The organism is Bernardetia sp. ABR2-2B (assembly GCF_037126435.1).
Lineage (GTDB): Bacteria > Bacteroidota > Bacteroidia > Cytophagales > Bernardetiaceae > Bernardetia.
Map to the genome: position 1 here is coordinate 3,358,443 of NZ_CP147020.1, position 23,749 is coordinate 3,382,191.

19 protein-coding genes are annotated in these 23,749 nt (G+C 32.2%); 7 read left to right on the forward strand and 12 right to left on the reverse strand.

Annotated elements, in window-relative coordinates:
* Nucleotides 1–2: 2 nt before the first annotated feature.
* Genes WAF17_RS14235 through WAF17_RS14245 form a run of 3 tightly spaced genes read right to left on the reverse strand, consistent with a single transcriptional unit; the run spans nucleotide 3 to nucleotide 2,084 of the window.
* Nucleotides 3–647 (reverse strand): metallophosphatase domain-containing protein, encoded by a 645-nt coding sequence (locus tag WAF17_RS14235; RefSeq protein WP_338760779.1) that lies wholly within the window; start codon nucleotides 645–647, stop codon nucleotides 3–5.
* Between the two features lie 27 nt (nucleotides 648–674).
* Nucleotides 675–1,463, reverse strand: a complete 789-nt coding sequence (locus WAF17_RS14240; protein ID WP_338760782.1) for an ABC transporter ATP-binding protein — start codon at nucleotides 1,461–1,463, stop codon at nucleotides 675–677.
* Between the two features lie 51 nt (nucleotides 1,464–1,514).
* Nucleotides 1,515–2,084: a hypothetical protein gene (locus WAF17_RS14245; RefSeq protein WP_338760784.1), complete on the reverse strand. Its 570-nt coding sequence runs from the start codon at nucleotides 2,082–2,084 to the stop codon at nucleotides 1,515–1,517.
* A gap of 261 nt (nucleotides 2,085–2,345) precedes the next feature.
* Between WAF17_RS14245 and WAF17_RS14250 the strand changes: the two genes are divergently transcribed.
* Nucleotides 2,346–3,080, forward strand: coding sequence for a M50 family metallopeptidase (locus WAF17_RS14250; RefSeq protein WP_338760787.1), 735 nt, complete (start codon nucleotides 2,346–2,348; stop codon nucleotides 3,078–3,080).
* A gap of 82 nt (nucleotides 3,081–3,162) precedes the next feature.
* Here the strand turns inward: WAF17_RS14250 and rffA are convergent, their stop codons facing one another.
* The 9 genes from rffA to WAF17_RS14295 form a co-directional block, all read right to left on the reverse strand.
* Nucleotides 3,163–4,293: a dTDP-4-amino-4,6-dideoxygalactose transaminase gene (rffA, locus tag WAF17_RS14255; RefSeq protein WP_338760790.1), complete on the reverse strand. Its 1,131-nt coding sequence runs from the start codon at nucleotides 4,291–4,293 to the stop codon at nucleotides 3,163–3,165.
* Between the two features lie 91 nt (nucleotides 4,294–4,384).
* Nucleotides 4,385–5,563 (reverse strand): acyltransferase, encoded by a 1,179-nt coding sequence (locus WAF17_RS14260; protein ID WP_338760793.1) that lies wholly within the window; start codon nucleotides 5,561–5,563, stop codon nucleotides 4,385–4,387.
* Nucleotides 5,563–6,207 (reverse strand): acetyltransferase, encoded by a 645-nt coding sequence (locus WAF17_RS14265; RefSeq protein WP_338760796.1) that lies wholly within the window; start codon nucleotides 6,205–6,207, stop codon nucleotides 5,563–5,565. Before WAF17_RS14265 ends, WAF17_RS14260 begins: the two co-directional genes overlap by 1 nt.
* Entirely contained in the window at nucleotides 6,204–7,145 is a 942-nt protein-coding gene (locus WAF17_RS14270) for a glycosyltransferase family 2 protein (protein ID WP_338760799.1), read from the reverse strand. Before WAF17_RS14270 ends, WAF17_RS14265 begins: the two co-directional genes overlap by 4 nt.
* Before the next feature lie 14 nt (nucleotides 7,146–7,159).
* Nucleotides 7,160–7,804, reverse strand: coding sequence for an HAD family hydrolase (locus WAF17_RS14275; protein WP_338760802.1), 645 nt, complete (start codon nucleotides 7,802–7,804; stop codon nucleotides 7,160–7,162).
* A gap of 2 nt (nucleotides 7,805–7,806) precedes the next feature.
* Nucleotides 7,807–8,799 (reverse strand): ATP-grasp domain-containing protein, encoded by a 993-nt coding sequence (locus WAF17_RS14280; RefSeq protein ID WP_338760804.1) that lies wholly within the window; start codon nucleotides 8,797–8,799, stop codon nucleotides 7,807–7,809.
* A 142-nt stretch (nucleotides 8,800–8,941) separates the two neighbouring features.
* Nucleotides 8,942–10,462: an HTTM domain-containing protein gene (locus WAF17_RS14285; protein ID WP_338760807.1), complete on the reverse strand. Its 1,521-nt coding sequence runs from the start codon at nucleotides 10,460–10,462 to the stop codon at nucleotides 8,942–8,944.
* 13 nt (nucleotides 10,463–10,475) lie between these two features.
* A complete protein-coding gene (locus WAF17_RS14290; RefSeq protein ID WP_338760810.1) occupies nucleotides 10,476–11,591 on the reverse strand; it encodes a BT_3928 family protein in 1,116 nt (371 codons plus the stop codon).
* Nucleotides 11,592–11,630: 39 nt separating this feature from the next.
* On the reverse strand, nucleotides 11,631–12,227 hold the full coding sequence (locus WAF17_RS14295; protein WP_338770197.1) for a DUF1599 domain-containing protein: 597 nt from the start codon (nucleotides 12,225–12,227) through the stop codon (nucleotides 11,631–11,633).
* Nucleotides 12,228–12,734: 507 nt separating this feature from the next.
* On the opposite strand from WAF17_RS14295, the gene WAF17_RS14300 reads away from it, so the two are divergent.
* The 6 genes from WAF17_RS14300 (at nucleotide 12,735) to WAF17_RS14325 (ending at nucleotide 23,725) form a co-directional block, all read left to right on the forward strand.
* The gene (locus WAF17_RS14300; RefSeq protein WP_338760813.1) at nucleotides 12,735–13,415 is read left to right on the forward strand and encodes a redoxin domain-containing protein; all 681 of its coding nucleotides are present in this window, start codon (nucleotides 12,735–12,737) and stop codon (nucleotides 13,413–13,415) included.
* A 50-nt stretch (nucleotides 13,416–13,465) separates the two neighbouring features.
* Nucleotides 13,466–16,939, forward strand: a complete 3,474-nt coding sequence (locus WAF17_RS14305) for a PAS domain S-box protein (protein ID WP_338760816.1) — start codon at nucleotides 13,466–13,468, stop codon at nucleotides 16,937–16,939.
* 104 nt (nucleotides 16,940–17,043) lie between these two features.
* The gene (locus WAF17_RS14310; protein ID WP_338760819.1) at nucleotides 17,044–17,847 is read left to right on the forward strand and encodes an alpha/beta hydrolase; all 804 of its coding nucleotides are present in this window, start codon (nucleotides 17,044–17,046) and stop codon (nucleotides 17,845–17,847) included.
* A gap of 2 nt (nucleotides 17,848–17,849) precedes the next feature.
* Nucleotides 17,850–19,364 (forward strand): ATP-binding protein, encoded by a 1,515-nt coding sequence (locus WAF17_RS14315; RefSeq protein ID WP_338760823.1) that lies wholly within the window; start codon nucleotides 17,850–17,852, stop codon nucleotides 19,362–19,364.
* 46 nt (nucleotides 19,365–19,410) lie between these two features.
* Nucleotides 19,411–19,809, forward strand: a complete 399-nt coding sequence (locus WAF17_RS14320) for a response regulator (RefSeq protein WP_338760825.1) — start codon at nucleotides 19,411–19,413, stop codon at nucleotides 19,807–19,809.
* A 13-nt stretch (nucleotides 19,810–19,822) separates the two neighbouring features.
* On the forward strand, nucleotides 19,823–23,725 hold the full coding sequence (locus WAF17_RS14325) for a PAS domain S-box protein (RefSeq protein WP_338760828.1): 3,903 nt from the start codon (nucleotides 19,823–19,825) through the stop codon (nucleotides 23,723–23,725).
* Nucleotides 23,726–23,749: the final 24 nt, after the last annotated feature.

Genomic DNA, 23,749 nt, shown 5'->3' on the forward strand with positions numbered 1-23,749 from the left:
AATCATAATTTCTTCCAATCAATCAAAATAGGCTGATTGACAAGCTTGTAACGAATATCCAATACACTTACATTAATGAATGTGGTGTCGGATTTTTGAATCATTCCATAGGCTTCATGAATATGTCCGAAGGCATGTATTTTGGGTTTTACTTTTTCTACTACTTGTATTAATTCTTCACAGCCTACTTTTAAGCCTTGTATTGTTTGGTCTAAAATCCCATAAGCAGGACCATGAGTTAGTAAAATGTCTGTATCAAGTGGGATTTGTTGCCAATAGTTTCTTATTTTTTCTCCTCTATCACAATTAAAAGCCCAATCGTAGAAACGTGGTGTGATGGGCGAACCCCAAATTTTGATTCCTTCAACCTCCACAGAAGAGTTATTCAGGTAAATAATATTTTCAGGAATAAATGATTCAGCCAAAGAAGGGTTGGTTTCAAACAAAAAATCGTGATTTCCTGCTATGAAAATCTTGTAGGTATAATCTTGAACTTCGAACCACTCCAAAAAATCTTTTATCTCATCTTCTTTTCCTCTTTTGCTAATATCACCTGTATGAATAAGCATTGTTTTTCTGCCTTCTAGCTTAGGTAGATGAAGGTTTTTGTGCTGTCCATGTGTATCTGAAATAAAAATGATTTGCATGATTTTTATGGGTTTGAAAGAATTGAGTTAATCTTCTCTTGATGGAAACTGAGCCTTTTTTAATAAATCTCCTACTGCTGACAAAACCGTCAATCTACCTCCGTATGTTTCCTCTAAAAGAGTTTTTGTAAGTGTTGTTTTTGTTTCTCCACTTGCTACTAATCTCATATTTAGAAGCACTACCCAGTCGAAATACTCTGCTGCTGATTGCAAATCGTGATGAACTACAATAACTGTTTTTCCTGCTTCTCTCATCTCTCTCAAAAGTGTAATAATAGCTGATTCGGTAGCTGCATCAACCCCCACAAAAGGCTCATCCATTAAATACAAATCGGCTTCTTGTGCCAATGCTCTAGCCAAAAAAACACGCTGTTGTTGCCCTCCAGAGAGTTGTGAAATCTGACGAGAAGCAAAAGCACTCATTCCAACTTGTTCCAAAGATTGTAAGGCAACTTCTTTATCCTTTTTGGAAGGGCGACGCATCAAACCCATTTTTCCATACCTTCCCATCAAAACCACTTCAAAAACAGAAATCGGAAAGTCCCAATCTACTGATTCTCTTTGAGGAACATAACTTACTTTGTCTCTTACCTCATCAAGATTTTTGTCCATTAGTTTTACATAGCCACTACTCAATGGCAAAAGTCCCATAATAGCTTTTATAAGCGTTGATTTTCCTGCGCCATTAGGACCAATTATTCCTACCAAAGAACCTTTTGGAAGCGATAAATCTATATCCCAAAGAACAGGCTTACGTTCATAGCTAACTGTAAGGTCGTGTGTTTCCAAAACTGGATTTTCTACTTGTGTTATCAATTCTTATAGTGATTAGTTTTTAGTGATTAATTATAAATGAATTTCTATACTCTAATACTTCCCAAAGAACCAATTTCCTAACGCATTTTCATCATTACTTTCATAAAATTCTCTCCAATAGTTTGTTATTTGTTCTTCTGTCAAATATCCTTTTTTCTCTACATCTAACTTTTCGAAAACCTGTTTGGCTAATTCTTTGTTTATGCCATACGCTGAATAAAATTTTTCAAAAACAGATATATCTATCTTGAAATCTTCTTTTTTGTTTTGGTCTGCAAAAAGACGAATTACATAACACGTAATTGGTAAAATGTCTTCTTCATACGAATTTTTTTCTATCAATGAGTTGCAATAAAAAATCCATTCTTGAATACTAATTTTTTCATCTTTTTCATTATCAATAGTTCCATCAGCAAAGAAAAGCATTTTTTTCCAACGGTTTTGATAAAGATAATTTAGCCCACGATAAGTTTCAGATTGTTTTGAAAAGGGAACAACTTCAGAAAGCTTATCTAAGATTATTGTAAAATCATTTCTCTCAATAGTTCCATCATTATTTATATCAAAAATTTCAAACATGCGTCTGGCCTTTCGTTCTTGAAGAGGGGTAAGTGTATTCATTCTGTATTGTGATTAGGGTTTAGAGATTCTATAAAAAGCTTCATGGAGCATAAGGCAAGTTACTCAAAAAATAAAAGTCTATTCAAAAAAGCATAATTTTATCTTGAATAAAAAACACAAAAACTTCAAAAAAATGTTAGAAACCAAAATCATTAGCTCTACTTTCTAACTTTTTATCTGTTTTTTTCGTAAATTATACCATACATTGTTAAGTATAAAATAATAAAACTACTTTTCTAAATTTCCTTATAAAATAAATACATGAAAAATTCTGCTTTAGATAGAGATTATAATTCATTAGCTTCCAAAAAATCACAGGCTGTTCAACACAGCTCTCTTACAGGACTTTTAATTGCTGCTGTCATTACGGTAGTTCTTTTTAATGTTCCTTATGGACGTTATGTTAGTTATCCTTTTTTGATTTTAGGAACATGGTTTCACGAAATGGGACATGGACTGATGGCACTTCTTTGGGGAGGAAATTTTAATAACCTAGAAATGTTCTCTAATGGTTCTGGTTTTGCTCGTATTACTTATGGAGGAAGTATTGCAGGTGCTTTTGTATCTGCTGCTGGGCTTATGTCTCCTCCAATAATAGGTGCAATATTGATTATGGCTGGACGGACTCAAAAAGGCTCAAAAATAGCGATGGGTATTTTGGGAGCAGCATTACTTCTTTCTGTTGTGATTTGGGTACGTTCTGTTTTTGGAGTTGTGGCTGTTGGGCTTTGGGGAGCTGCTATTATGACGTGTGCTTTCAAATTGCCAACATCTTACAAACCTTTCTTAGTTCAATTTTTAGGCATTCAAGCTTGGGCTAGTGCTTTTGTTAGTTTAGATTATATGTTTAGTGATAATGCTGGTTCATTAGGTGTTTCGGATACACAATCGATTGCAAACCACCTTTTCTTACCCTATTGGTTTTGGGGAGGAGTGATAGCTCTTTTTGCTGTTTTTATGCTTTTGGTAAGTCTAAAGATAGCTTTTAAGAAATAATTTTTTAGTTAGAAATAAGTAAGCCTTTTTATTATTTATAAGAATAATAAAAAGGCTTTTTTCTTCAGAAAAACAAGGCTTTCTAAGCGTAAAATTCTGATATTGTATTGATTACTTTTTCTATTTCTTTTTCTTCTAGCTCATAATAAAAAGGCAAACGAACTAAGCAATTTGCATACTTATCACAGCTTGGGAGTTCTCTTCCATCATGCTTATCTGTATAGAAAGGAGATTTATGTAAAGATAAATAGTGAAAGACTGCATTTATATCATTCTCTTTTAGCTTTGAAATTAGTGCAGAACGCTCTTCAATAGTATTGCAAACCAAATAAAACATGTGTGCATTATTGGTTGCATATTTGGGGATTTTTGGAAGGTTTACTGATTTTTCTTCATCTAGCTTTTTTAGCCCTTCATAATATTTATTCCAAATATCTTTTCTGCGATTTTGTATGTCTTCTAAGTTTTCTAATTGGGCATATAAAAAAGCTGCAATAATATCAGAAGGCAAAAAAGAAGAACCAATATCTACCCAACCGTATTTATCTATTTCGCCTCTAAAAAAAGCTGAACGATTTGTTCCTTTTTCTCTAATTATTTCAGCTCGTTTTATGAATCTATCATCATTAATCACTAACATTCCACCTTCTCCAGAAATAATATTTTTGGTTTCATGAAATGAAAAAGCAGCCAAATGTCCGATACTTCCAAGTGGTTTTCCATTATAAAAACTATCAACAGCCTGTGCTGCATCTTCAATAACAAAAAGTTCGTGTTTGTCAGCAATAGCCATAATTTTGTCCATATCACAAGCCATTCCTGCATAATGAACTACTACAATTGCCTTTGTTTTGGTAGTAATAAGTTCTTCTATTTTATCAGCATCTATATTTGGTGTATCTTTTTCACTATCTGCAAAGATAATTTTTGCACCACGCAAGACAAAAGCATTCGAAGTAGAAACAAATGTATAGGAAGGCATAATGACTTCATCTCCTTCTTGTAAATTTATGAGAAGAGCAGTCATTTCCAAAGCATCTGTACAGGAAGTAGTCAATAGACATTTTTTGAAATTATATTTCTCTTCAAAAAAATGATGGCATTTTTTGGTAAATATACCATCACCAGATATTTTTTTACTTTCGACAGATTGACGAATATACTCCGTTTCTTTACCTGTCATATAAGGTTTATTGAAAGTGATAGGGTTCATGGTTATAAGGTATTACAGACAAATAAGTTTACTGACGCTATATTATGTAAACTTATAAACTTTGTTTCAAAAAAGACAATAAACTTATTTTTTAATTATTTCCACTTTTAACTTTAGAGAATTTGTGTTTGAAGTTTAAAAAATATTTTTCGAAATAAGTGTAAGATAAATAACTAATGCCAATAGTTAGAGATAAAATTGAAAAATAAATTAGAATATTATATACGAGTAAATTTTGAATATCTAACGAATTTATAAAACCAAAACATAAAAACATTATGATAGGATGATACATATAAATACCATAAGAAATTTTGCCCAAAAAATTCAAACTTGTTTTTTGATTCTCTAATACTCCTTTTGCTGTGATTACATGAAGTATTATTCCTCCAAATAAGACAGGAAGTCCATGGTGTAGAATGCGAATAGGATAAAAAAGCAATACAACTGTCGATACATAGAGTCCAAAAATGATAATTTTATAGCTGAATAGTCTAAGGACAAGTTCTTTATGATAATAAAATAGATAGGCAAATAAAGCCCCTATACACATAAAGTGAACTGGAAACGTTTGAAAATAAATTAGTAAATACCGAAATAGTTTGAAATCAAATATGGGGTAATGGTTTATTAAATAATTTAAAGATTTAACTCCTAATGGTCTAAAGATAATAATACATATGGCTACATAGATTATGTTTTTCTTGAAAACTTTCAATAAAATAGGCCAAAAAAGATAAAATTGCTCTTCTACACTTACTGACCACGTTTGAGATGCACCTGCTATATAATAGCCAAATGATAGAGCAATATGAGAAAAGAACACTAAAAAAAGACCTAACTTGAAATAAAAAGAATCAGAAATAACATTTATTCTACTCATATAACTTGTTTCTCCATTTAAGAAGGGAAGCAAATCAGGAAGCAGAGGTACAATAAAAAAAGAAAGAAAAACAATCATATAATAAAGAGGCCAAATACGAAGAACTCTTCGTACATAAAAATCTTTTACATTTATTTTATTGTATTTCTCTTGTTCTGCGAATAATAAGTAGGTAATCAAAAAACCACTCAATACAAAGAATAAATATACTCCATTCTTACCTATTGTAGATATAAAATAAGAAAAGTAAGAAATATCTAAAAGGGATGATAATTCTCCCATTCGCTTATAAAGTTCTATATGATGAAAAACAACAGCTAAAGCAGCGATGGCTCTCAGTTCATTTAGTCCTTTAAAAAAAATTCGTTTTTCTTTTTTTTGTTCCATTATTTTAGTGATTTGATTTTTTTTGCAGGAATACCTACATACAATCCTTTCTCTGTAATAGATTTAGTAACTACTGCCCCAGCTCCAATTTTAGTATCTTGACAAATAGAAATATTATCTATAATGGTACTATTAATTCCTATAAAACACCTCTTTTCTATTTTGATAAAACCAGCCAAAGCAGCAGCAGGAGCAATAAAACAACAGGTTTTTATTTTAGTATCATGTGCAATACAAACGCCTGTATTGAGTAAAACCCCATCTTCAATTTCACAACCAGCATCAACAGTAGTGTGAGGCAAAACAGTAACTCCTTTTCCTATTTTGGCACTAGAGTCTATGTAAGCAGAAGGGTGAATAATTGAGGCTAATGGAATATTTTGAGCAAGTAGTATTTGAATAATTTGTTCTTTAAACTCAAGATGTTTGTAGCCTATGGCAATACTAATCTCATCAAATTTATTTACTTCAAAGTCATTTTCTATATCAGAAACTTTACCTAATAGTGTGAATTTATTAGCAGCACTTTCTTGTGTTTGAAAGTCATCATAAAAACCAACTATTTCAAAATTGCATGATTTTGCATGGTGTGCTATAAGTTGTCCCAAATCTCCTGAACCAATGATGGCTAATTTCTTTTTCATTTGTCTGCTAAATTAGTAATTGTCTTGACTGAATAAAGTGGTCTCTGTTTTACTTGTTTGTATATTTTACCTACATAAACTCCCACAATTCCCATCATTATTAGTTGAATACCAAAACCAATAAGCATAGAAACCATAATAGAAGCCCAACCCATTTGAAAATCAATAAGAAGAAGTTTGGCAATGACAATAAAAAAAGCAGCAAAGAAACCAAAAGCAACCATATAAGAACCTATACGAATAATATTTTTGAGAGGAAGGTCTGAAAAATCTAAAATAGCGTCAAAGGCTAGATTGAGTTTACGACTAAAATTAAATTTACTGACTCCTGCAAAGCGTTCTCTTTGTTCGATGGTAATCGTAGCTTGTTTCATTCCCACATGCATAAACATTCCTTCTATAAATCTACTGGACTCATTATATTTTAGAAACTGATTTGTAAAGCGACGATTAAAAATACGCATAACAGCTAAACCTCTAGGTAAATTAAGTCCTGTAAAACGCTCTAAAATCCACCAAAAAAGTTTAGAAAAAATCACATTTATAATATTGTCTTTTTTCTCCTTACGTACACCAAATACCAAATCATATCCCTCTTCAATCTTTCTTATAAAGCTAGGAATTTCTATAGGAGGGTCTTGTAAATCTGGATCCATCATTAGCAAATAATCTCCTTCAGCATAGGTTATTCCTGCTGTAAGTGCTGCTTGTTTGCCATGGTTATATGAAAACTCTATTAATTTAAGGTTTTTATTATTTAGAGCTTGTGCTTTTATTAATTCTACTGTATTGTCTTTACTTCCATCATCAATAAAAATGATTTCGTAATTGATAGAATGCTCTTCTAATACTTTCGTAGTTTCGGTAATAAATTGTTCGATACATTCTTCTTCAAAATATACTGGAACAATTAAAGAAAGTAACTTGTCTTTTAACATAATCTAAAAATGAATCAGTCTAAAAATGTAGAAAGTTGATGTAATGAATTAATTTTAGGTTCTTTATAATATGGAAATACGTTTTCTCTATCAATCAGAATGGCTTCTATTCCTAGTTTACGAGCAGGTTGAGTATCTAATTTTATAGAATCTCCTACATAAAGAATTTGGTTAGTAGGGCAATCTAGTTTTTTGATAGCTCTTTTATAAAAATCTAAAGCTGGTTTTTTAACTCCTTCTTTTTGTGAACCATAAATTTCAAAAAAATCACAAGTAAAATAAGATTTTAATTTAGATTCTAAAGATGTATCCCAATTTGAAATAATCCCTGTTGGGATAGTAATTTGATTGAGATAATCTGTATCATCAAACGGTTGCCATTCCATATAAGTACAGGCAGCAAAAATATCTTCTAAGAGTTCAGAATTAGGTAAAATACCGATAGCATACAATAACTCTGCATTAAAATGATGGTAAAACTCCTTAGAAGTTTTGTCAGGAAAAGCAATAGTTTCGCTAAGTAGTTTATGAATACGTTTTAGATAATGAATCTCTACTTCATAACCGTATTCTACCAATACTTTATGTATTTTTATAAATAATTGAGGTTTTTGAAGTAGCGTATTAGCAACATCAAAAAATATATATTTGTAAGGCATTTTTAATAAATAAAATGGTCTGTTTGAGTATTTTTAGGCTCTTTTAGTTCAGAGTTAGGATAAATAACGTCCATCAAAATACGTATTGCGCTTCCTTTTGTAATTTTGGGAACAGTAGGTTCTTTATCAAAAACATATTCTTCTAGTATATATTCTATATCTTTAAATCCAAATTGTGAGCGTATAGAGTTTGTTCCTGATATTCTTCCATTGATTTCGAAAGGCATAATTTTTCCTTCCTTGGTAACAATAGCTTGAATATTACAAGAGCCTACAATTTTTAAATGAAGCATCATTTTTTGAATGATTTTCTCCAATTCTGAATCATATTTTTGTATTACTTCACAAAAAGCAGTTGCTCCACTTTGCAACTCTCGCTCAAAGGTAATAAATCCATGCAATTTTTGTTGGCGAGTAACATAGAATGCACAAGTAATTTCTTTCCCTGTCCATAATTCCTGAACCATATAGTCATCGCTAAAGTCTTTTATATTCTTAGGATTAATATGTATTCCTCTTGAACCTCTTCCTTCTTTTGGCTTGAGAATATAGGATTGAAAAGCATTTTCTGGATAGGTAGAAGGTAAATAGGAATGAGCAAAAGGAATTTGATATTTGGAGAAAAACTCCCACGTTTTATATTTATCTAAAAAAACTTCATTTGTTTCTGTGGGAGAAACAGCCATTTTAGGTAATTTGTGAGCATTTTTGCTCAAATAATAAACTTCATAATCTGTACTGGGAAAAATAACGTCTATTTTTTCAGTCTTACAAATAGACATAATTGAAGGAATATAATTTTCATCATAAGCGTATTCTACTTCATAGGTTTTATCACAGAGATGATTTCCAGCCGAAATGGGTGTTACGTTTAGACCTACAATACGAAACATAAATTGCTCATTTTCTTTTGCATAAGCCTGTATATTTCTCAGAATACCTTGTCCAACATTCCCCCCTATTCCAGTAACTAGTATATTAATTGTTCTTTTCATCAACTATAAGGTTCTTTATTTGAATTTTAGATTGTTTTGGCATAAAGTTAAGTTTTCTGTAAGCAACAACAGAGATTAATAAAAATACCTTATCAGTATGATAAGGTATTACTCCTATTGTTAAGGTACTTTTATTGCTTTCTTATAGAGATTCTATATCTGGAAGGGTAAGAAAAAACTCTCCATTTATCCACTTTGCTTCACTTACGTCTTGCCATGGCTTATTCATTTGCTTTTTGAGAAAGTCTTTTTCCCATTCCATCGGAATATCCACTTTTTTGACTTTGACTTTGAAGGTAGCATCCTCTAAATCAATATCATTTTTTACAGCATAAAACTCTGTAAAGCGTTTTATACCACCAGCAAGTGCTGTTGAATCTATATTAGGTCCTACTGTTCTGAAACCAATTTTTGCCCAATTTCTACCTGTATTATACCAAGATGACTGTCCTCTAGGAGTTGCAATAGGCAGCCAGGTTTCTGTTTTATCCTTCTCTACATAAGTTACTGCAACTAAATGATTATATCCAGTATAATGAAAATCTAAAAACACACTATGAGGTACTATCCCAAAGAAAATACGACCTGTTGGAGCTAAACTCTTAGAGACTTTTGTAAAAACTTTATTAGGAAAAGAAGCCCCTAACTCATTATCTGTTATAATTTTATTGATGAGAGGAGATCTATAAGTTGCGCCAAACTGTAGAAGTATCATGAATGCAAAACATATCATGATAAGATAAATATGAACCTTTTTGAATAAAGGAAAAGAAGGGGTACTATTTTTATCAACATTTTCCTTAATAATTTTCCTCAATAATTTAATATAATATTGATTGATACCTTTTATAAAATGTAGAGGGATAAGCAATATATATAAAGCTATCATAGTAAGAGCAAACCAAGGAATAGGAAATGCAATTAATATCCCAATATGTAGTCCCAAACCAACAATGAAAATAGGTAAACGTGCTTTTTTATGCCAAAAAATAAAAACAAAAATAAATTCCAAGAATAATGTCAAATAACTAGCAAAAATCATCAAGTATTTCTGATTCATGAGCCAGTTTAAATCTAAAAATGTCAATTGAGGCAGAGAAGCTGGTTTCCAAACCCCTAAACCATTTGCCCATGTTGTAGAAACAGATTTATGAAAGACAGAGTCAAAATAGACTAAACCTATTCCAACAAATAAAATAGCAAAATAATTTAGAACTGAAACATTATTTATTTGAATAGGTCTTCCTTTTGTCTTGTTTTTATAAGCTTTTATCAAGCTATCTAATGATAAGGTTTCAGATATAGATGTAAAAACAAGTACAAAACCCACTCCCATGTATATATAATCTACATGATACTCCCAAGTGGAAGAAGTTCCAAATATAAGCACAGAATACACATAGTTAATAATAGTTACATAGCGAGTAAATAAACCCACAATGAAAAAGCAAATACTGATAAACCAAACTAATAAAAATCCATTAAAACTGAATTCGTATCCTATGCTCATCGCTTGTGGCTGAAATATCAATCCTTTAAAATAAAACAGTTGTAATATTTCTCCCAAAAGAACCAAACCAAAAAATATACGAAATAGAGCTAATCCAGTAGGATCTATCTTCTTATCATAGAGTTTTTCAAAAAAATTATATATTTTTTTCATGTAAATAAAGTATTTATTCAAATAATGTTAATACTTCTTTCGACTTAGGAATTTCATTAGGAGAATATTTTCCTATGACAGTTCCCTCATTGAGTATCCAAAGAGCAGGGTTTGAACGAGCAATAGTTTTTATAACTGTTGCGTCTATATAATAAAAAGGAAAATTAAAGTTCTGACTAGTTTTGAAAGAACTAATAGCTTCTTGAGTATCAGAAGTAAGAATTGCTACTTTTATATTTGCATTCTTTGCTGTTACTTCGCTAATCAATTTCTTAATTTTTTCAAAGGTAGTAAAATTTGCCTTTTCTACATTCTGAATTAAAATAAAAATACGTTTTTCTGTTAAAGATTCTTGTGTAAAATCTCCCTCATCATTCCAAAGACTATAATCTGTAATTTTGGGTTGAATAGCTTCTTCATTCAGAAGAATCATGCTATCGTATTTATAAGTAGGGTCTGTTGGATATTCTTTCATTTCGTATTTTTTTCCATCCTTTTCCATAATATAAAGATAACGAGCAGGTTCAGGAGCTTTCATTTGTTCAGAAATATTTTCACCAACTGCATAGGCTCTAAAATCGATAGGAGCTTCGTATCTAATGGCATGAAAACATAGAAAACCTGAAAGAAGCATTGTCGAAATCATTACGACAAAAGTAAAAAAATTAGACTTGTTTGTTAATTTCTTTACTTGAACTAATAAAATTGTAATTAAAACAAAAAGAACGACATCTTTCGTAAACGACTCCCAAGGTTTGAGAGGAAGAAAATCTCCAAAACACCCACAATCAGTTACTTTATTAAAATAGGCTGAATAAAAAGTAAGGAACGTAAAAAAGGTAATCATCAGAAACAAAAGCCAAACCGTGACTTTACGTTTGAAGCCAATCAAAAGAGCTATTCCTAATACGATTTCCGAAACCACAAAAACAACAGCTAAAACGAGTGCATTTTGCTCTTGACTTAGAAAATGAAAAAAGTCGTGTAAAGAAGGAACATCAGTCGCAAAAACTTCAAAGTATTCACCTAACTTAATAGCCGTTCCGACAGGATCAATAGCTTTGACCACACCTGAAAAAATAAATAATGCACCTACAAGAAAACAGATAACTTGATTTAGGAATTTCATAATGATTGTATAAATTTTAATTCTTTTAGGAAGATAGTTTTATTGTTCTTGTAATTTTTTATCTGTTTTTTGCTCATTATTTCCTTGATTTTGATTTTGTTCCATCATCAAAATAAGTGCAAATACAGAGTAGTTTATCATATCTTTATAACCAGCGTCAATACCTTCTGAAACTAAAGTTTTGCCTTGATTATCCTCAATACGTTTGATACGAAGCAGTTTCATCAAAATAATATCTGTGATACTTGTAATTCGCATAACACGCCATGCTTCTCCGTAATCGTGATTTTTACGATTCAAGAGCTGTTGTGAAACTTCTGAATGTTTTTGGTAATATTCTGTTACTTCTCTAAGTGGAAGTTCTAAACGAGTATCATTTCGAAGCTGAATCTGAATCAGAGCCATTAATGAATAATTTATGATTCCAATAAACTCTGAGGCAATATCATCGCCTACCATCTGCGAACCTTTATCTTGAATCGTTCGAATACGTTGTGCTTTGATATAAATTTGGTCTGTAATACTTGGAAGACGCAAAATTCGCCACGAAGTACCATAATCTTTATTTTTTTGGTCGAATAGTTGCCTACACGTACCCATTACTTGTCGATATTGAGCCAATGTTTTGTCAGTCAATGGATTACAATTTTTTAATGAATAGTTTTGATTCTGTCCACAAAAATACATAATCTATATTATTTATTCGAATTTGAAACAATTACTATTTCAAACACGAATACTAGGGCAAATGCACAAAGTTTTGTAAAGCAAACCAAGCTGATTCATTTATTTCATAAGGTAAAAATTTGTTTGTTATGACCCCAAACATATCTCAAGTGATATTTTTTTTATTGTAAAAACAATTTTATAAAAAGGAGTTAGTGTTAGGTAATTTTTATTTTTAAATAAGGCATCAGCTATTGAATAGAATTGTTAGAGAAGAAAAAAATGTTTCTCTTAAAAAACTCTTATTTTAATCGAATAAATTGACTAATAAGCTTGTTTTTATTTAAAAAAATGTTAATTTGGTTATATAATTGATAATGAATTTATCAAACAATATTTAAAGTAAACTGGTTGCTAATAAACAGGTTACCCATTTTTTAAACTCTACCTCATTTGAACCTCTCTTCTATACAAAATTTGAAAAAAATTAAGAATACAAAATGGTTTCAACGCTTTGCTCTTGCAGCTTGTTTTGGACTTATAGGAGCTGTGTTTGCTGTCTTTTGGTGGCAAGAATGGCAATATTTACTTCCTACACCAGTTCCAGAAGGCTATCAAGAAGTTTTTGTAGGAAAACAGATTCCTAAAGATATAATCTCAGAAATTACTGAACGTCAGAAAAATAAAAGTTCTATATCCTCTGTATCAAACGGCAAACAAAAGCCTATTTTTCTTCATTTTTTTAGTCCTTTTTGCCCATGTTCGAAGTTTAATATCGCACATATTAATTATCTTGTAGAAAGATATGGTGATGAAATAGATTTTTATGCCATTATATTCAATGACTCAGAGTACGAAATGGAGTTTATTGATTTTTCAGAGAAATATGATATTCCTATACCTACTATTTTAGATAAAAACAATACCATTGCTTCTTCTTGTGGTATTTACGCAACGCCTCAAGCAGCTATTATCACAAGTGAAGGAAAATTATTTTATAAAGGAAATTATAATATCAGTAGATATTGTAATAATAGAGATACAAATTTTGCCGAACAAGCCTTGGGTGCATTATTGGAAGGAAAAAATCCTCCAGATTTCGGAGAGTTAGCCAACAAAGCGTATGGCTGTGAGCTTCCTGAAGACTACTTCCAATAAATAAAAACGAACCGAAAATATAACTTTCTGCCAAAAGATAAAATCAAGATATGAAACATACAGATATTGCCCTAGACCCTAGCATAAAAAAATCAAAGGTCTATAACTTAGAGTTAAATACCTATTTAGAGCAAGTACAAGAAAAAGCAGATAAAATTTCTGATAAGTTTGTCGCTATGTTTTTTGTTTTGGGCTTGTGTCTTATGCCTGTTTATGAAACGTGGGCATTTACGATTGCTAATAGTGTTATAATAGCAGGACTTTATGGAATGGCTCGTTTAGTCATACAGAATAAGTTTAGAGCTCGTATGATTATTAGCTTAGTCTATGCGATTTTTATGCTTCAATTTATTGGACAGATGCACGGAATGGCAGAAATTCACTTTTTCTTTTTTATAAATATTGCCCTTCTTATTATTTATCAAGATTGGCGTATTATGATTCCTTATACTGTTTTTGCGATTGGGCATCATAGTGTTTTGGCAGTTCTTCAAGCCAATGCAGCAAATATTGATGTTTTACAAGGTGTAAATCTAGGAAATTACTTCATAGGCTTTCAAGGAAGAACGATTGAAGGGGCAACAGTAGATTATATTACTACTTTTCAGTTGATGTTTCATTTTGGCTTGGCTGCAATGATGGCATTTATTTGTGGTTGGTGGGCTGTTATTTTTAGAAATAATAGTATTAATTTGATGGAAAAGCAGTTTGAAGCACAAGCACAAAATGAAGAGTTGCGCTCATCAGAAGAAGAGTTAAGACAAAATACAGAAGAACTACAAAGCACTAATGACCAAATGTATGTCATTCAGAGAGAAATAGAGGAGAAACAAAAACTTCTTAATAAAGCTGAGAAGTTAGTAAACTTGGCAAGTTATGAGATTGACTTGGCTACTCAAAAACTGACACATTCTGATAACTTACCTACCATTTATGGAGAAAATAAGTTAGATGATATGCAGAAAGTCATCGAAATTGCTCATCCAGAAGATACTCACAAAGTAGTAGATACAATATCACAATCAGCAGCAGGAAAAATAGAAGATTATGATATTTCGTATCGCTCAAAAGGAAATAATTTTGACGATTACAAGTATTATAGAGCCGTTGGGGAGCTTGTCAGAGATGGCATGAATAACCCAGAAAAACTTGTCGGAACAGTACAAGATATTACAGACGAGGTTAAGCAAAAACAAAAAATAGAAGAAGCCTATCAGAAAGTACAAAGCTCAGAAGAAGAATTACAACAAAACTATGAAGAGTTACAGGCTATACAAGAGCAACTACTTCTGATACAATATCTAATAGACAATTCACAAGATGCTATACAAGCGTCAAAGGCAGATGGGCAGTTTGTTTATATGAATAAAGTAGCAGGAGAAAGGTTTGGAATCCGTTCTGAGGAGTGTTCTAATTATTACGTGCATCAAGTAGAGGCTGTTTTCAACAATCAAGAAGATTGGAAAGCACACGTAGAAGAAGTCAAACAAATAGGAGGAATTACTATTGAGAGTCAAGTTACAAACGAAGTTACAAAAGAGACATTTCCTGTAGAAGTAGGTGTACGCTATGTAGATATTAATGGAGAAGGGTATATGATGGCTTCTTCTAGGAATATAACTGAGCGTAAAAAAGCAGAACAAGAATTACAAACATCAGAAGAAGAGCTACGTCAAAATTATGAAGAGCTACAAACTACACAAGAGCTTGTAAATAATGCCTTTTCAGAAATTGATGCTCAACTTACTGCTATCAGCACCACACTTGGTTATGTAGAAATGAATACTGACCGAAAAGTAGAACGAGTGAATCAACTCTTTGCTGATTGGACGGGATATTCTATCGACGAACTTCAAGGTGCAAAACATATTGATTTTGTTCCAAATACAGAAGAAGACAAACAAAAATACGAACAGCTTTGGGAAAAGCTTAATGCAGGAGAAACAGTATCCGAAGTATTCAAACGAAAAGCAAAAGACGGAACAGAAGTTTGGCTCTATGGAGCATATTGTCCTGTAAAAGATAAAGAAGGTAAAGTAGTAAAGATAATAAAAGTAGCTTCTAATTATAATGCACATAAAGAATTTGAAGAACAAATAAAATCTACCAACGACAGACTACAAAACCTTATTGAAAATGTAGGTGATTTGGTGTTTTTATTGGATACAGATTTAGTTTTTAAGCAGTATTATGCTTCTTCTGATAAAGATTTGGTACTCAAGCCAGAATCTTTTTTACACAGAAAAATAACAGAAGTAGGATTTCCAAATAAACCTTTGAAAAATATTGTAGCAGCATTACAGAAAGCAATTCTAAATAAGGAAAAAGCTACGGCAGAATATAAATTAGAACTTCCACATGGAAACGAGTGGTTTAGTTTGATTGCTTCTCCTATTTTAAATGGACAAACGGAAGTTGAGGACATCCTTTGCGTAACACGTAACATTACTTACATAAAAGAAACTGAAATTGCTGTTCAAGAACAAAATGAAATGCTCTCTCAACAGAAAGAGAATATCGAAACAGCATTTAATGAACTCAAAACTACTCAAGACCAGCTCATACAGTCTGAAAAAATGGCTAGTTTGGGGCAGCTTGTTGCTAATATTGCACATGAGATAAATACACCGTTGGGAGCAATTCGTTCGTCTGCTTTGAGTATTGATGAAATTTTGGAAAATACATTGCCAACACTGCCACCGATAATGAAAAGTTTGGATGATGCTACATTAGATAGCTTCAATAGATTTGTGCAGCAATCTTCTCAAAAGACAGATATGCTTTCTAGCCGAGAAAAACGTAGAATAAAATACAATTTGATAGGTGAACTGGAAGCAGAAAATGTCGATAAAGCAGAAGAATATGCTGATTGGATTGTAGATATGAATATGCACGAAGAAAAAGAATTGTATTTTTCATTTCTGAAGACTCAAAATTCAAGAGAAATCTTGCATACAGCATATCAATTATCGACAGTAGTTCGAAGCAACCGAACCGTCAAAACAGCCACGGATAGAGCTGCCAAAATTGTCTTTGCATTAAAGAATTATGCTCGTCAAGACCAAACAGGCGAAAAATCCACGGTAAATATCAATGAGAGCCTAGAAACAACACTTACACTCTATCACAACCAAATCAAACACGGAGTTGATGTTACTAGAGATTTTGGAGGTATTCCAGAGTTTATGGGCTACCCAGACGAACTCGTGCAGGTTTGGACAAACATTATTCATAATGCACTTCAAGCCATGAAACACAAAGGTCGTTTATTTCTCCAAACAAGTACAAATGATGATAAAGTCTTAGTCAGCATTCAAGACACAGGTGGAGGAATCCCTAAAGAAGTCCAAGACAAAATCTTTGATGCTTTCTTTACCACGAAGTCTGCTGGAGAAGGAAGTGGCTTAGGCTTAGATATTACCAAAAAAATTATAGAAAAACACGATGGAAAAATTTGGTTTGATTCTTTAGATGGGGTCGGAACTACATTTTTTATTGAACTTCCTATAAAAAATGAAAATTAAAAGAAAATTCTGTTGTTAGTGTTTTAATATAGCAACTACAAGGAATTAACTATTTCAAATTATGACAACAAAAATTAAAATCACTTTTTGACTAAAAAAACACTATGAATGTACTAAAAAGAAACAATGTTGTCGTCAAAGGAAATGGTCAGCAACCTATCCTATTTGTGCATGGGTATGGTTGCGACCAAAACATGTGGCGTTTTGTTGCTCCACAGTTTGAAGAAACTCACAAAGTCGTACTACTTGATTTGGTAGGTTCGGGGAAGTCAGACTGGAACGCCTATAACAACGAGAAGTACAGCACTCTAAATCAATATGCCTCTGATTTGTTAGAAGTAGTTGAAGCACTCAAATTGCAAAACATTACTCTAGTTGTGCATTCTGTCAGTGCCATAATAGGTGCTTTAGCTGCCATAGAAGCTCCACATCTTTTTAAAAAAATTATAATGGTATGTCCTTCTCCTTGTTATCTCAATGATGGTAACTATCAAGGTGGTTTTGAGAAAGAGGATATTGACGATATGATTGATACCTTGAGTAGTAATTATTTGGGTTGGGCGAGTAGCATTACTTCTGTAATTATGGGCAATGCTGATAAGCCTGAACTTACCGAAGAACTTACCAATAGTTTCTGCCAACACGACCCCACTATTGCTAAAAACTTTGCTAAAGTTACCTTTACTAGCGACCATCGTAAGGAATTACCAAAGATAAAAACGCCAACGCTTATTTTACAAGTTTCGCAAGATTTGATAGCTCCCATGTCAGTAGGAGAGTATGTTCAAGCACACATAAAAAATAGTGAGTTGGTAGTAATAGATGGAACAGGACACTGCCCTCATCTAAGCAACCCAACAGAAACAATTGCACATCTCAAAAATTATTTGCTGAATACTGCTAATTAAATATGTTACAAAATACCGAAGAGGGGACAGGAATATATAACTTTGCCCCTTGTGGACTTTTTCAAACCTCTGGAAATGAGATAATACAAAAGGTCAATTCAACACTCTTGAATTGGCTCGGTTATACGCAGGAAGAGGTGTTGAAGAAAAAAAAATGGACTGATTTCTTGACTATGGGTAGTAAGATTTATCATAATACTCACTTTACCCCTTTGCTCAATATGCAAGACAAAATAGAGGAGATAAACTTTGAGATGCGTAAAAAAAATGGAGAAAAACTTTCTGTGTTAGTAAATGCACACCTAACTAGAAAAGAAAACGACTCTTTAAAGGTTATTTATTATTCAGTTTATCGCTTCACGCAGCGCAAACAGTATGAAATAGAATTATTAAAAGCAAAAGAAAAAATAAAGACTCAAAATGAAGAACTGACTGCATCACAAGAAGAATTAAAAATGAATGTTGAGGAAATGCAAGTCATACAAAATACTTTATCAGAACAAAATGCAGAGCTAGAAAAAACGCTACATACTTTGGTCGAAACTCAAGATCAACTTATTCAGTCAGAAAAAATGGCTAGTTTGGGGCAGCTTGTTGCCAATATTGCACACGAAATCAATACTCCTTTGGGCGCAATTCGTTCTTCTGCTGTCAGTATTGAAAATACCTTGATAAAAGTCCTTCCTTCTCTTTTTTCTTTATTGAAAAAATTAGATGATACAACTCTTCAAAACTTCAATGAGTTTGTGCAAGTATCTTCTGAAAAAATAAGTAATCTCTCTAGCCGAGAAAAACGTGCAATAAAATATGAGTTGATAGAAGAATTAGAAGCACTCAAAATTCAAAATGCAGAGCAATACGCCAACTGGATTGTAGATATGAATATGTATGATGAAAAAGATTTATTTCTACTTCTTGCCAAACATCAAAATGCAAAAGAAGTTTTTCATGCTGCCTACCAACTTTCTACTATTGTGCGAAGTAATATAACAGTCAAAACAGCTACGGATAGAGCAGCCAAAATTATCTTTGCGCTTAAAAACTATGCTCGTCAAGACCAAACAGGCGAAAAGTCTACGGTCAATATCAATGAGAGCCTAGAAACAACGCTTACACTCTATCACAACCAAATCAAGCACGGAATTGATGTTACTAGAGATTTTGGAGAAATTCCAGAGTTTATGGGTTACCCAGACGAACTGGTACAGGTTTGGACAAACATTATTCATAATGCCATTCAAGCCATGAAAAATAAAGGTCGTTTGTTTATTCAGACAACTGTAGAAGAGAATAAAGCGTTAATCTGTATCCAAGACACAGGTGGAGGAATCCCCAACGAAATACAAGACAAAGTTTTTGATGCTTTCTTTACAACTAAAGGAGTAGGCGAAGGAAGTGGCTTAGGTTTAGATATTACCAAAAAAATTATAGAAAAACACAATGGAAAAATATGGTTTGATTCTTTAGATGGGGTCGGAACTACATTTTTTATTGAAATTCCTTTTATAAACAATTAAAAATTACTTACTATTTATTTACTAAAAAACTAATTACAATAACATTATGAGCAAAAAAAATAGAGCAATCTTGTGTGTGGATGATGATCCAATGATACTTATGAGTTTGAAACTGCAACTTACTCAGAGCTTTGATGGGCAGTTTGTCATCGAAACGGCTGAAAGTGGTGAGGAAGCATTAGAACTTATAGAGTTTTTGGTAGATAGAGACATTGATACGCTTCTTATTATTAGTGACTGGCTAATGCCAAAGATGAAAGGTGATGAGCTTTTGGTTCATGTTAAAAACAAGTTTCCAAAAGTAGCTCAAATTATGCTTTCTGGACAAGCTGAAAATGAGGCTGTCGAAAATGCCTTCAAAAACTCAAACCTAAAATATTTTATTTCTAAACCTTGGAATAAAACAGACTTGCTCAAAAAAGTAAACGAAGCATTACAAAATTAACTCTTCCCTTATTATGTCTGACACCATCAATAAAAAAGTATTACAAACTACTTCTTATTTACAATATGGCTATATTACAGCAATTAGTATGATTGCCATAGCTCTTATTGTGAGCCAGTTTGTTGTACAAGGATTTCTCAAAAATCAACAAGATGATGCCAAGGTTATCAATATTTCTGGGAGGCAACGTATGCTTAGTCAGAAGATAACAAAGGAAGCCCTCGTAGTTTCTAATCAAAATACAGAAGAAAATCGTAAGCAATTACAAAAAACATTTGAGTTATTCGAAGAGTCGCATCTCAACCTCACTCAAAAATCTAACTCGCTCAACTTTACTTCTCAGTATCAACTTTCTGATAGTATAAATTCTTTTTATGAAGAAATAACGCCACTTTACAATCAAATCAAAGAAGGAGTAGAGGCTTTAATAAAAAATAATGATACACTACAAAGTAATAACGGTTTGAGTAGAACACTGACTGCTGAAAAAAAGTTTTTACCTCTTATGAATCGAATTGTTTTTGCTTATGAAAGTGAGGCAAAACAAAAGCTGAAACAGCTAAAAAACATAGAGTTAGGAATTGTTATTTTCTCATTACTGATTCTAGTGTTGGAAGCTCTGTTTATTTTTCGTCCAATTGTGAAATACACTAAAGAATCAATTTATCAGACCCTAGAATCAAATAAAGAACTTGCTACAACCAATGAAGAATTAACATCAACAGAAGAAGAACTCAAACAGAATATAGAAGAACTAGAAACAATACAAGGTAATCTAGTAAAAGCACAAGCCGAACAACAAAATTTTGTTCGTTTGGTAGAGCATGTAGATTCTTTTATTGCCATTACAGATTTAGAGGGCAACCTACAGTACCTCAATAAGGCAGGGCAAAAAATGTCTGGTTTTGATGACGATTATAAAGGTAAAACTATATCTGTATTTCATAATGAAGAGATTAGCAAAAGAGCGAAAGAGGTAATTATTCCTACTATTATGCAAAAGGGCGAATGGAAAGGAGAACATCAATTTCAAAACCATATTACTAATGAAATATTTGATACCCTTGCTAATGTTTTTCTATTAAAAGACCCACATACAGAAGAGCCTATTGCTAGAGCAATCGTTCAAGCAGATATTACAGAACGTAAAAAAAGAGAAGAACACAACATTTTATTACAAACGCTGATTAATAATACTTCAGATGCCGTGCAAGTTTCTGATACAGAAGGAAAGTTTGTGTATATGAATGAAGTAGGACTAAATCGTTTGGGACTGCAAGGAGAGGATATTACCAACTATACCACTGCAGATGTAGAATCTATGTTTAAGGAGGAAGGCATTTGGCAAAAACACGTAGAGGAAGTAAAAGCCGTGGATACATTTATTGTAAAAAGTACCAATATTAATAAAACAACAGGAAGAGAGTTTCCAGTAGAAGTTTCTATTAAATACACAGAAATTAATGGAAAAGGTTTTATGGTGGCTGTTTCTAGAGATGTAACCGAGCAGCACAAAAGAGAACAAGAAATTCAGTATCAAAATGAAAAATTACAAACCTCTGAAGAAAAACTCAAACAAAATATAGAACAACTACAAACCACAAAAGAAGAGTTAGAAAAACAAAAAATAAAGGTAGAAAGACAAAGTGCTTATCAAAAAGCAATTTTAGATAATGCAGCTCTTATGGTCATTGCTACAGATACAAATGGAATCATTACTTCTTTTAATCCTGCTGCTGAAAATACATTAGGATATTCAGCTCAAGATGTAATTGGTGTAGAATCTCCTGCTTTATTTCATGATATAGGTGAAGTTGTCCAACAAGCAGAAGAGCTAAGTCAAGAATTTAATGAAAAAATTGAAGTAGGTTTTGATGTGTTTATCTATAGAACTCTAAAAGACTTACCAAATATGTATGAATGGACATACGTCAAAAAAAATCAAGAAAAAATTACTGTTAATTTGACAATTAGTGCTATTCGCCAAAATGAAGAAATAATTGGTTTCTTAGGAATTGCTGAAGATATTACAGAAAGAAAAAAGAATGAGATAAAGATAGAAAAACATGCTAGAGAGTTGGAGAGTATGCACAAACATCTTACACATGTCCAAGAGCTACTAGAGACTTCTAATCAAGTAGCTCAAATAGGTGTATGGGAGCTAAACTTAAACGACTACACAACAAAGTGGGATAGCATACTAAAAAAAATACATGAAGTAGATGACAACTTTATTTCTGATGCTCAGAGTGGAATCCTTTTTTATAAAAAAGGGTATAGCAGAGACAGAATAACAAAAGTGTTTACAAAAGCCTTAGAAAAAGGAGTTCCTTTTGATGAAGAGCTTGAAATTATTACAGCAAAAGGAAAGGAGAAGTGGGTAAGAGCCATTGGAATACCAACGCTCAAAGATGGTAAGTGTACAGAAATGTATGGTACATTTCAAGACATTACGCAAAGAAAGCAGAGTGAAATAAAAGTAAACTCTAGTAATAAAAGATTACAAAATCTTATTGAAAATGTAGGTGATTTGGTATTTCTATTGGATAAGGACTTCATCTTTAAAGAATATTATGCTTTATCAAGCAAAGATTTGGTAGTGCAACCTGAGCATTTTTTAGGTAATAAAGTAACAGAAGTTGGCTTTCCTAATGAGACACTTCAAATCATCCTTGCTGCTTTACGAAAGTCTATAAATGAGAAAGAAAAATCAACTACTGAGTACAAATTTGATTTGCCACATGGAACACAATGGTTTAGTTTAATTACTTCTCCTATTCTAAATAATGATAATGAAGTTGAAGAGCTTTTGTGTGTAAGTCGTAATATTACCTATATCAAACAAACTGAAATTGAAGTTCAAGAACAGAATATTAAACTTGCTGAACAAAAAGAAGAAGTTGAGAAGTCATTACTAGACCTTCAAACTACTCAACAGCAACTCATTCAATCCGAAAAAATGGCGAGTTTGGGGCAGCTTGTAGCTAATATTGCTCACGAAATAAATACACCCTTGGGAGCTATTCGTTCTTCGGCAAATAGTATCGAAACACTCTTATTACAAGCCTTACCTACTCTTCCTGCTTTTAGCAAAAATCTTGATGAAGCAACACTTTCTATTTTTAATGATTTTTTAACGCAATCAATTCAAAAAACAGATACACTCACACGAAAAGAAAAGCGTAAAATAAAATATGCTTTGATAGAAGACTTTGAAGAATTAGAATTGGGAAATAATGAATATTATGCTGACTTGGTTGTAGATATGAATATGTATGAAGAAAAAGAACTTTTAATGAACCTTCTTCAATCTGATAACTCAGAAACTACCAAAAAAGAAATTTTTGATATGGCTTATCAACTCTCTGCTATTATAAGAAGTAACAGAACCATAACAGTAGCTACCAAACGAGCAGCTAAAACAGTTTTTGCATTAAAGAATTATGCTCGTCAAGACCATTCAGAAGAAAAAACAGAGGTAAACCTAAAACAAACCCTAGAAACAACACTGACACTTTATCGCAATCAAATCAAACAGGGAGTAGATGTAGAAAGAGACTATGATGAGATTTCTAATTTTTTGGGTTATCCAGATGAACTAATGCAAGTCTGGACAAATCTTATTCATAATGGAATCCAAGCCATGAAAGGAAAAGGAAAACTAATTGTTTCTACCCAAAAACAAGAAAATAAAGTGGTTGTTTCTATTCAAGATACAGGAACAGGAATTCCAAAAAATATTCAAGATAAAGTATTTGATGCTTTCTTTACCACCAAACCTATCGGAGAGGGAAGTGGCTTAGGTTTAGATATTACTAAAAAAATTATAGAAAAACACGACGGCAAAATTTGGTTTGAAACCGAAGAAGGAGTTGGAACTACGTTTTTCGTCGAAATCCCTATCAAAATAAATTAAATTTTTTTATCTTACATGTCTGAA

Excerpts from the sequence above, each read along its gene's own strand:
- WAF17_RS14235 (WP_338760779.1), bottom strand. The coding sequence starts at position 647 with ATGCAAATCATTTTTATTTCAGATACACATGGACAGCACAAAAACCTT.
- WAF17_RS14245 (WP_338760784.1), bottom strand. The coding sequence starts at position 2,084 with ATGAATACACTTACCCCTCTTCAAGAACGAAAGGCCAGACGCATGTTT.
- WAF17_RS14250 (WP_338760787.1), top strand. The coding sequence starts at position 2,346 with ATGAAAAATTCTGCTTTAGATAGAGATTATAATTCATTAGCTTCCAAA.
- rffA (WP_338760790.1), bottom strand. The coding sequence starts at position 4,293 with ATGAACCCTATCACTTTCAATAAACCTTATATGACAGGTAAAGAAACG.
- WAF17_RS14260 (WP_338760793.1), bottom strand. The coding sequence starts at position 5,563 with ATGGAACAAAAAAAAGAAAAACGAATTTTTTTTAAAGGACTAAATGAA.
- WAF17_RS14265 (WP_338760796.1), bottom strand. The coding sequence starts at position 6,207 with ATGAAAAAGAAATTAGCCATCATTGGTTCAGGAGATTTGGGACAACTT.
- WAF17_RS14270 (WP_338760799.1), bottom strand. The coding sequence starts at position 7,145 with ATGTTAAAAGACAAGTTACTTTCTTTAATTGTTCCAGTATATTTTGAA.
- WAF17_RS14275 (WP_338760802.1), bottom strand. The coding sequence starts at position 7,804 with ATGCCTTACAAATATATATTTTTTGATGTTGCTAATACGCTACTTCAA.
- WAF17_RS14280 (WP_338760804.1), bottom strand. The coding sequence starts at position 8,799 with ATGAAAAGAACAATTAATATACTAGTTACTGGAATAGGGGGGAATGTT.
- WAF17_RS14285 (WP_338760807.1), bottom strand. The coding sequence starts at position 10,462 with ATGAAAAAAATATATAATTTTTTTGAAAAACTCTATGATAAGAAGATA.
- WAF17_RS14290 (WP_338760810.1), bottom strand. The coding sequence starts at position 11,591 with ATGAAATTCCTAAATCAAGTTATCTGTTTTCTTGTAGGTGCATTATTT.
- WAF17_RS14305 (WP_338760816.1), top strand. The coding sequence starts at position 13,466 with ATGAAACATACAGATATTGCCCTAGACCCTAGCATAAAAAAATCAAAG.
- WAF17_RS14310 (WP_338760819.1), top strand. The coding sequence starts at position 17,044 with ATGAATGTACTAAAAAGAAACAATGTTGTCGTCAAAGGAAATGGTCAG.
- WAF17_RS14315 (WP_338760823.1), top strand. The coding sequence starts at position 17,850 with ATGTTACAAAATACCGAAGAGGGGACAGGAATATATAACTTTGCCCCT.
- WAF17_RS14320 (WP_338760825.1), top strand. The coding sequence starts at position 19,411 with ATGAGCAAAAAAAATAGAGCAATCTTGTGTGTGGATGATGATCCAATG.
- WAF17_RS14325 (WP_338760828.1), top strand. The coding sequence starts at position 19,823 with ATGTCTGACACCATCAATAAAAAAGTATTACAAACTACTTCTTATTTA.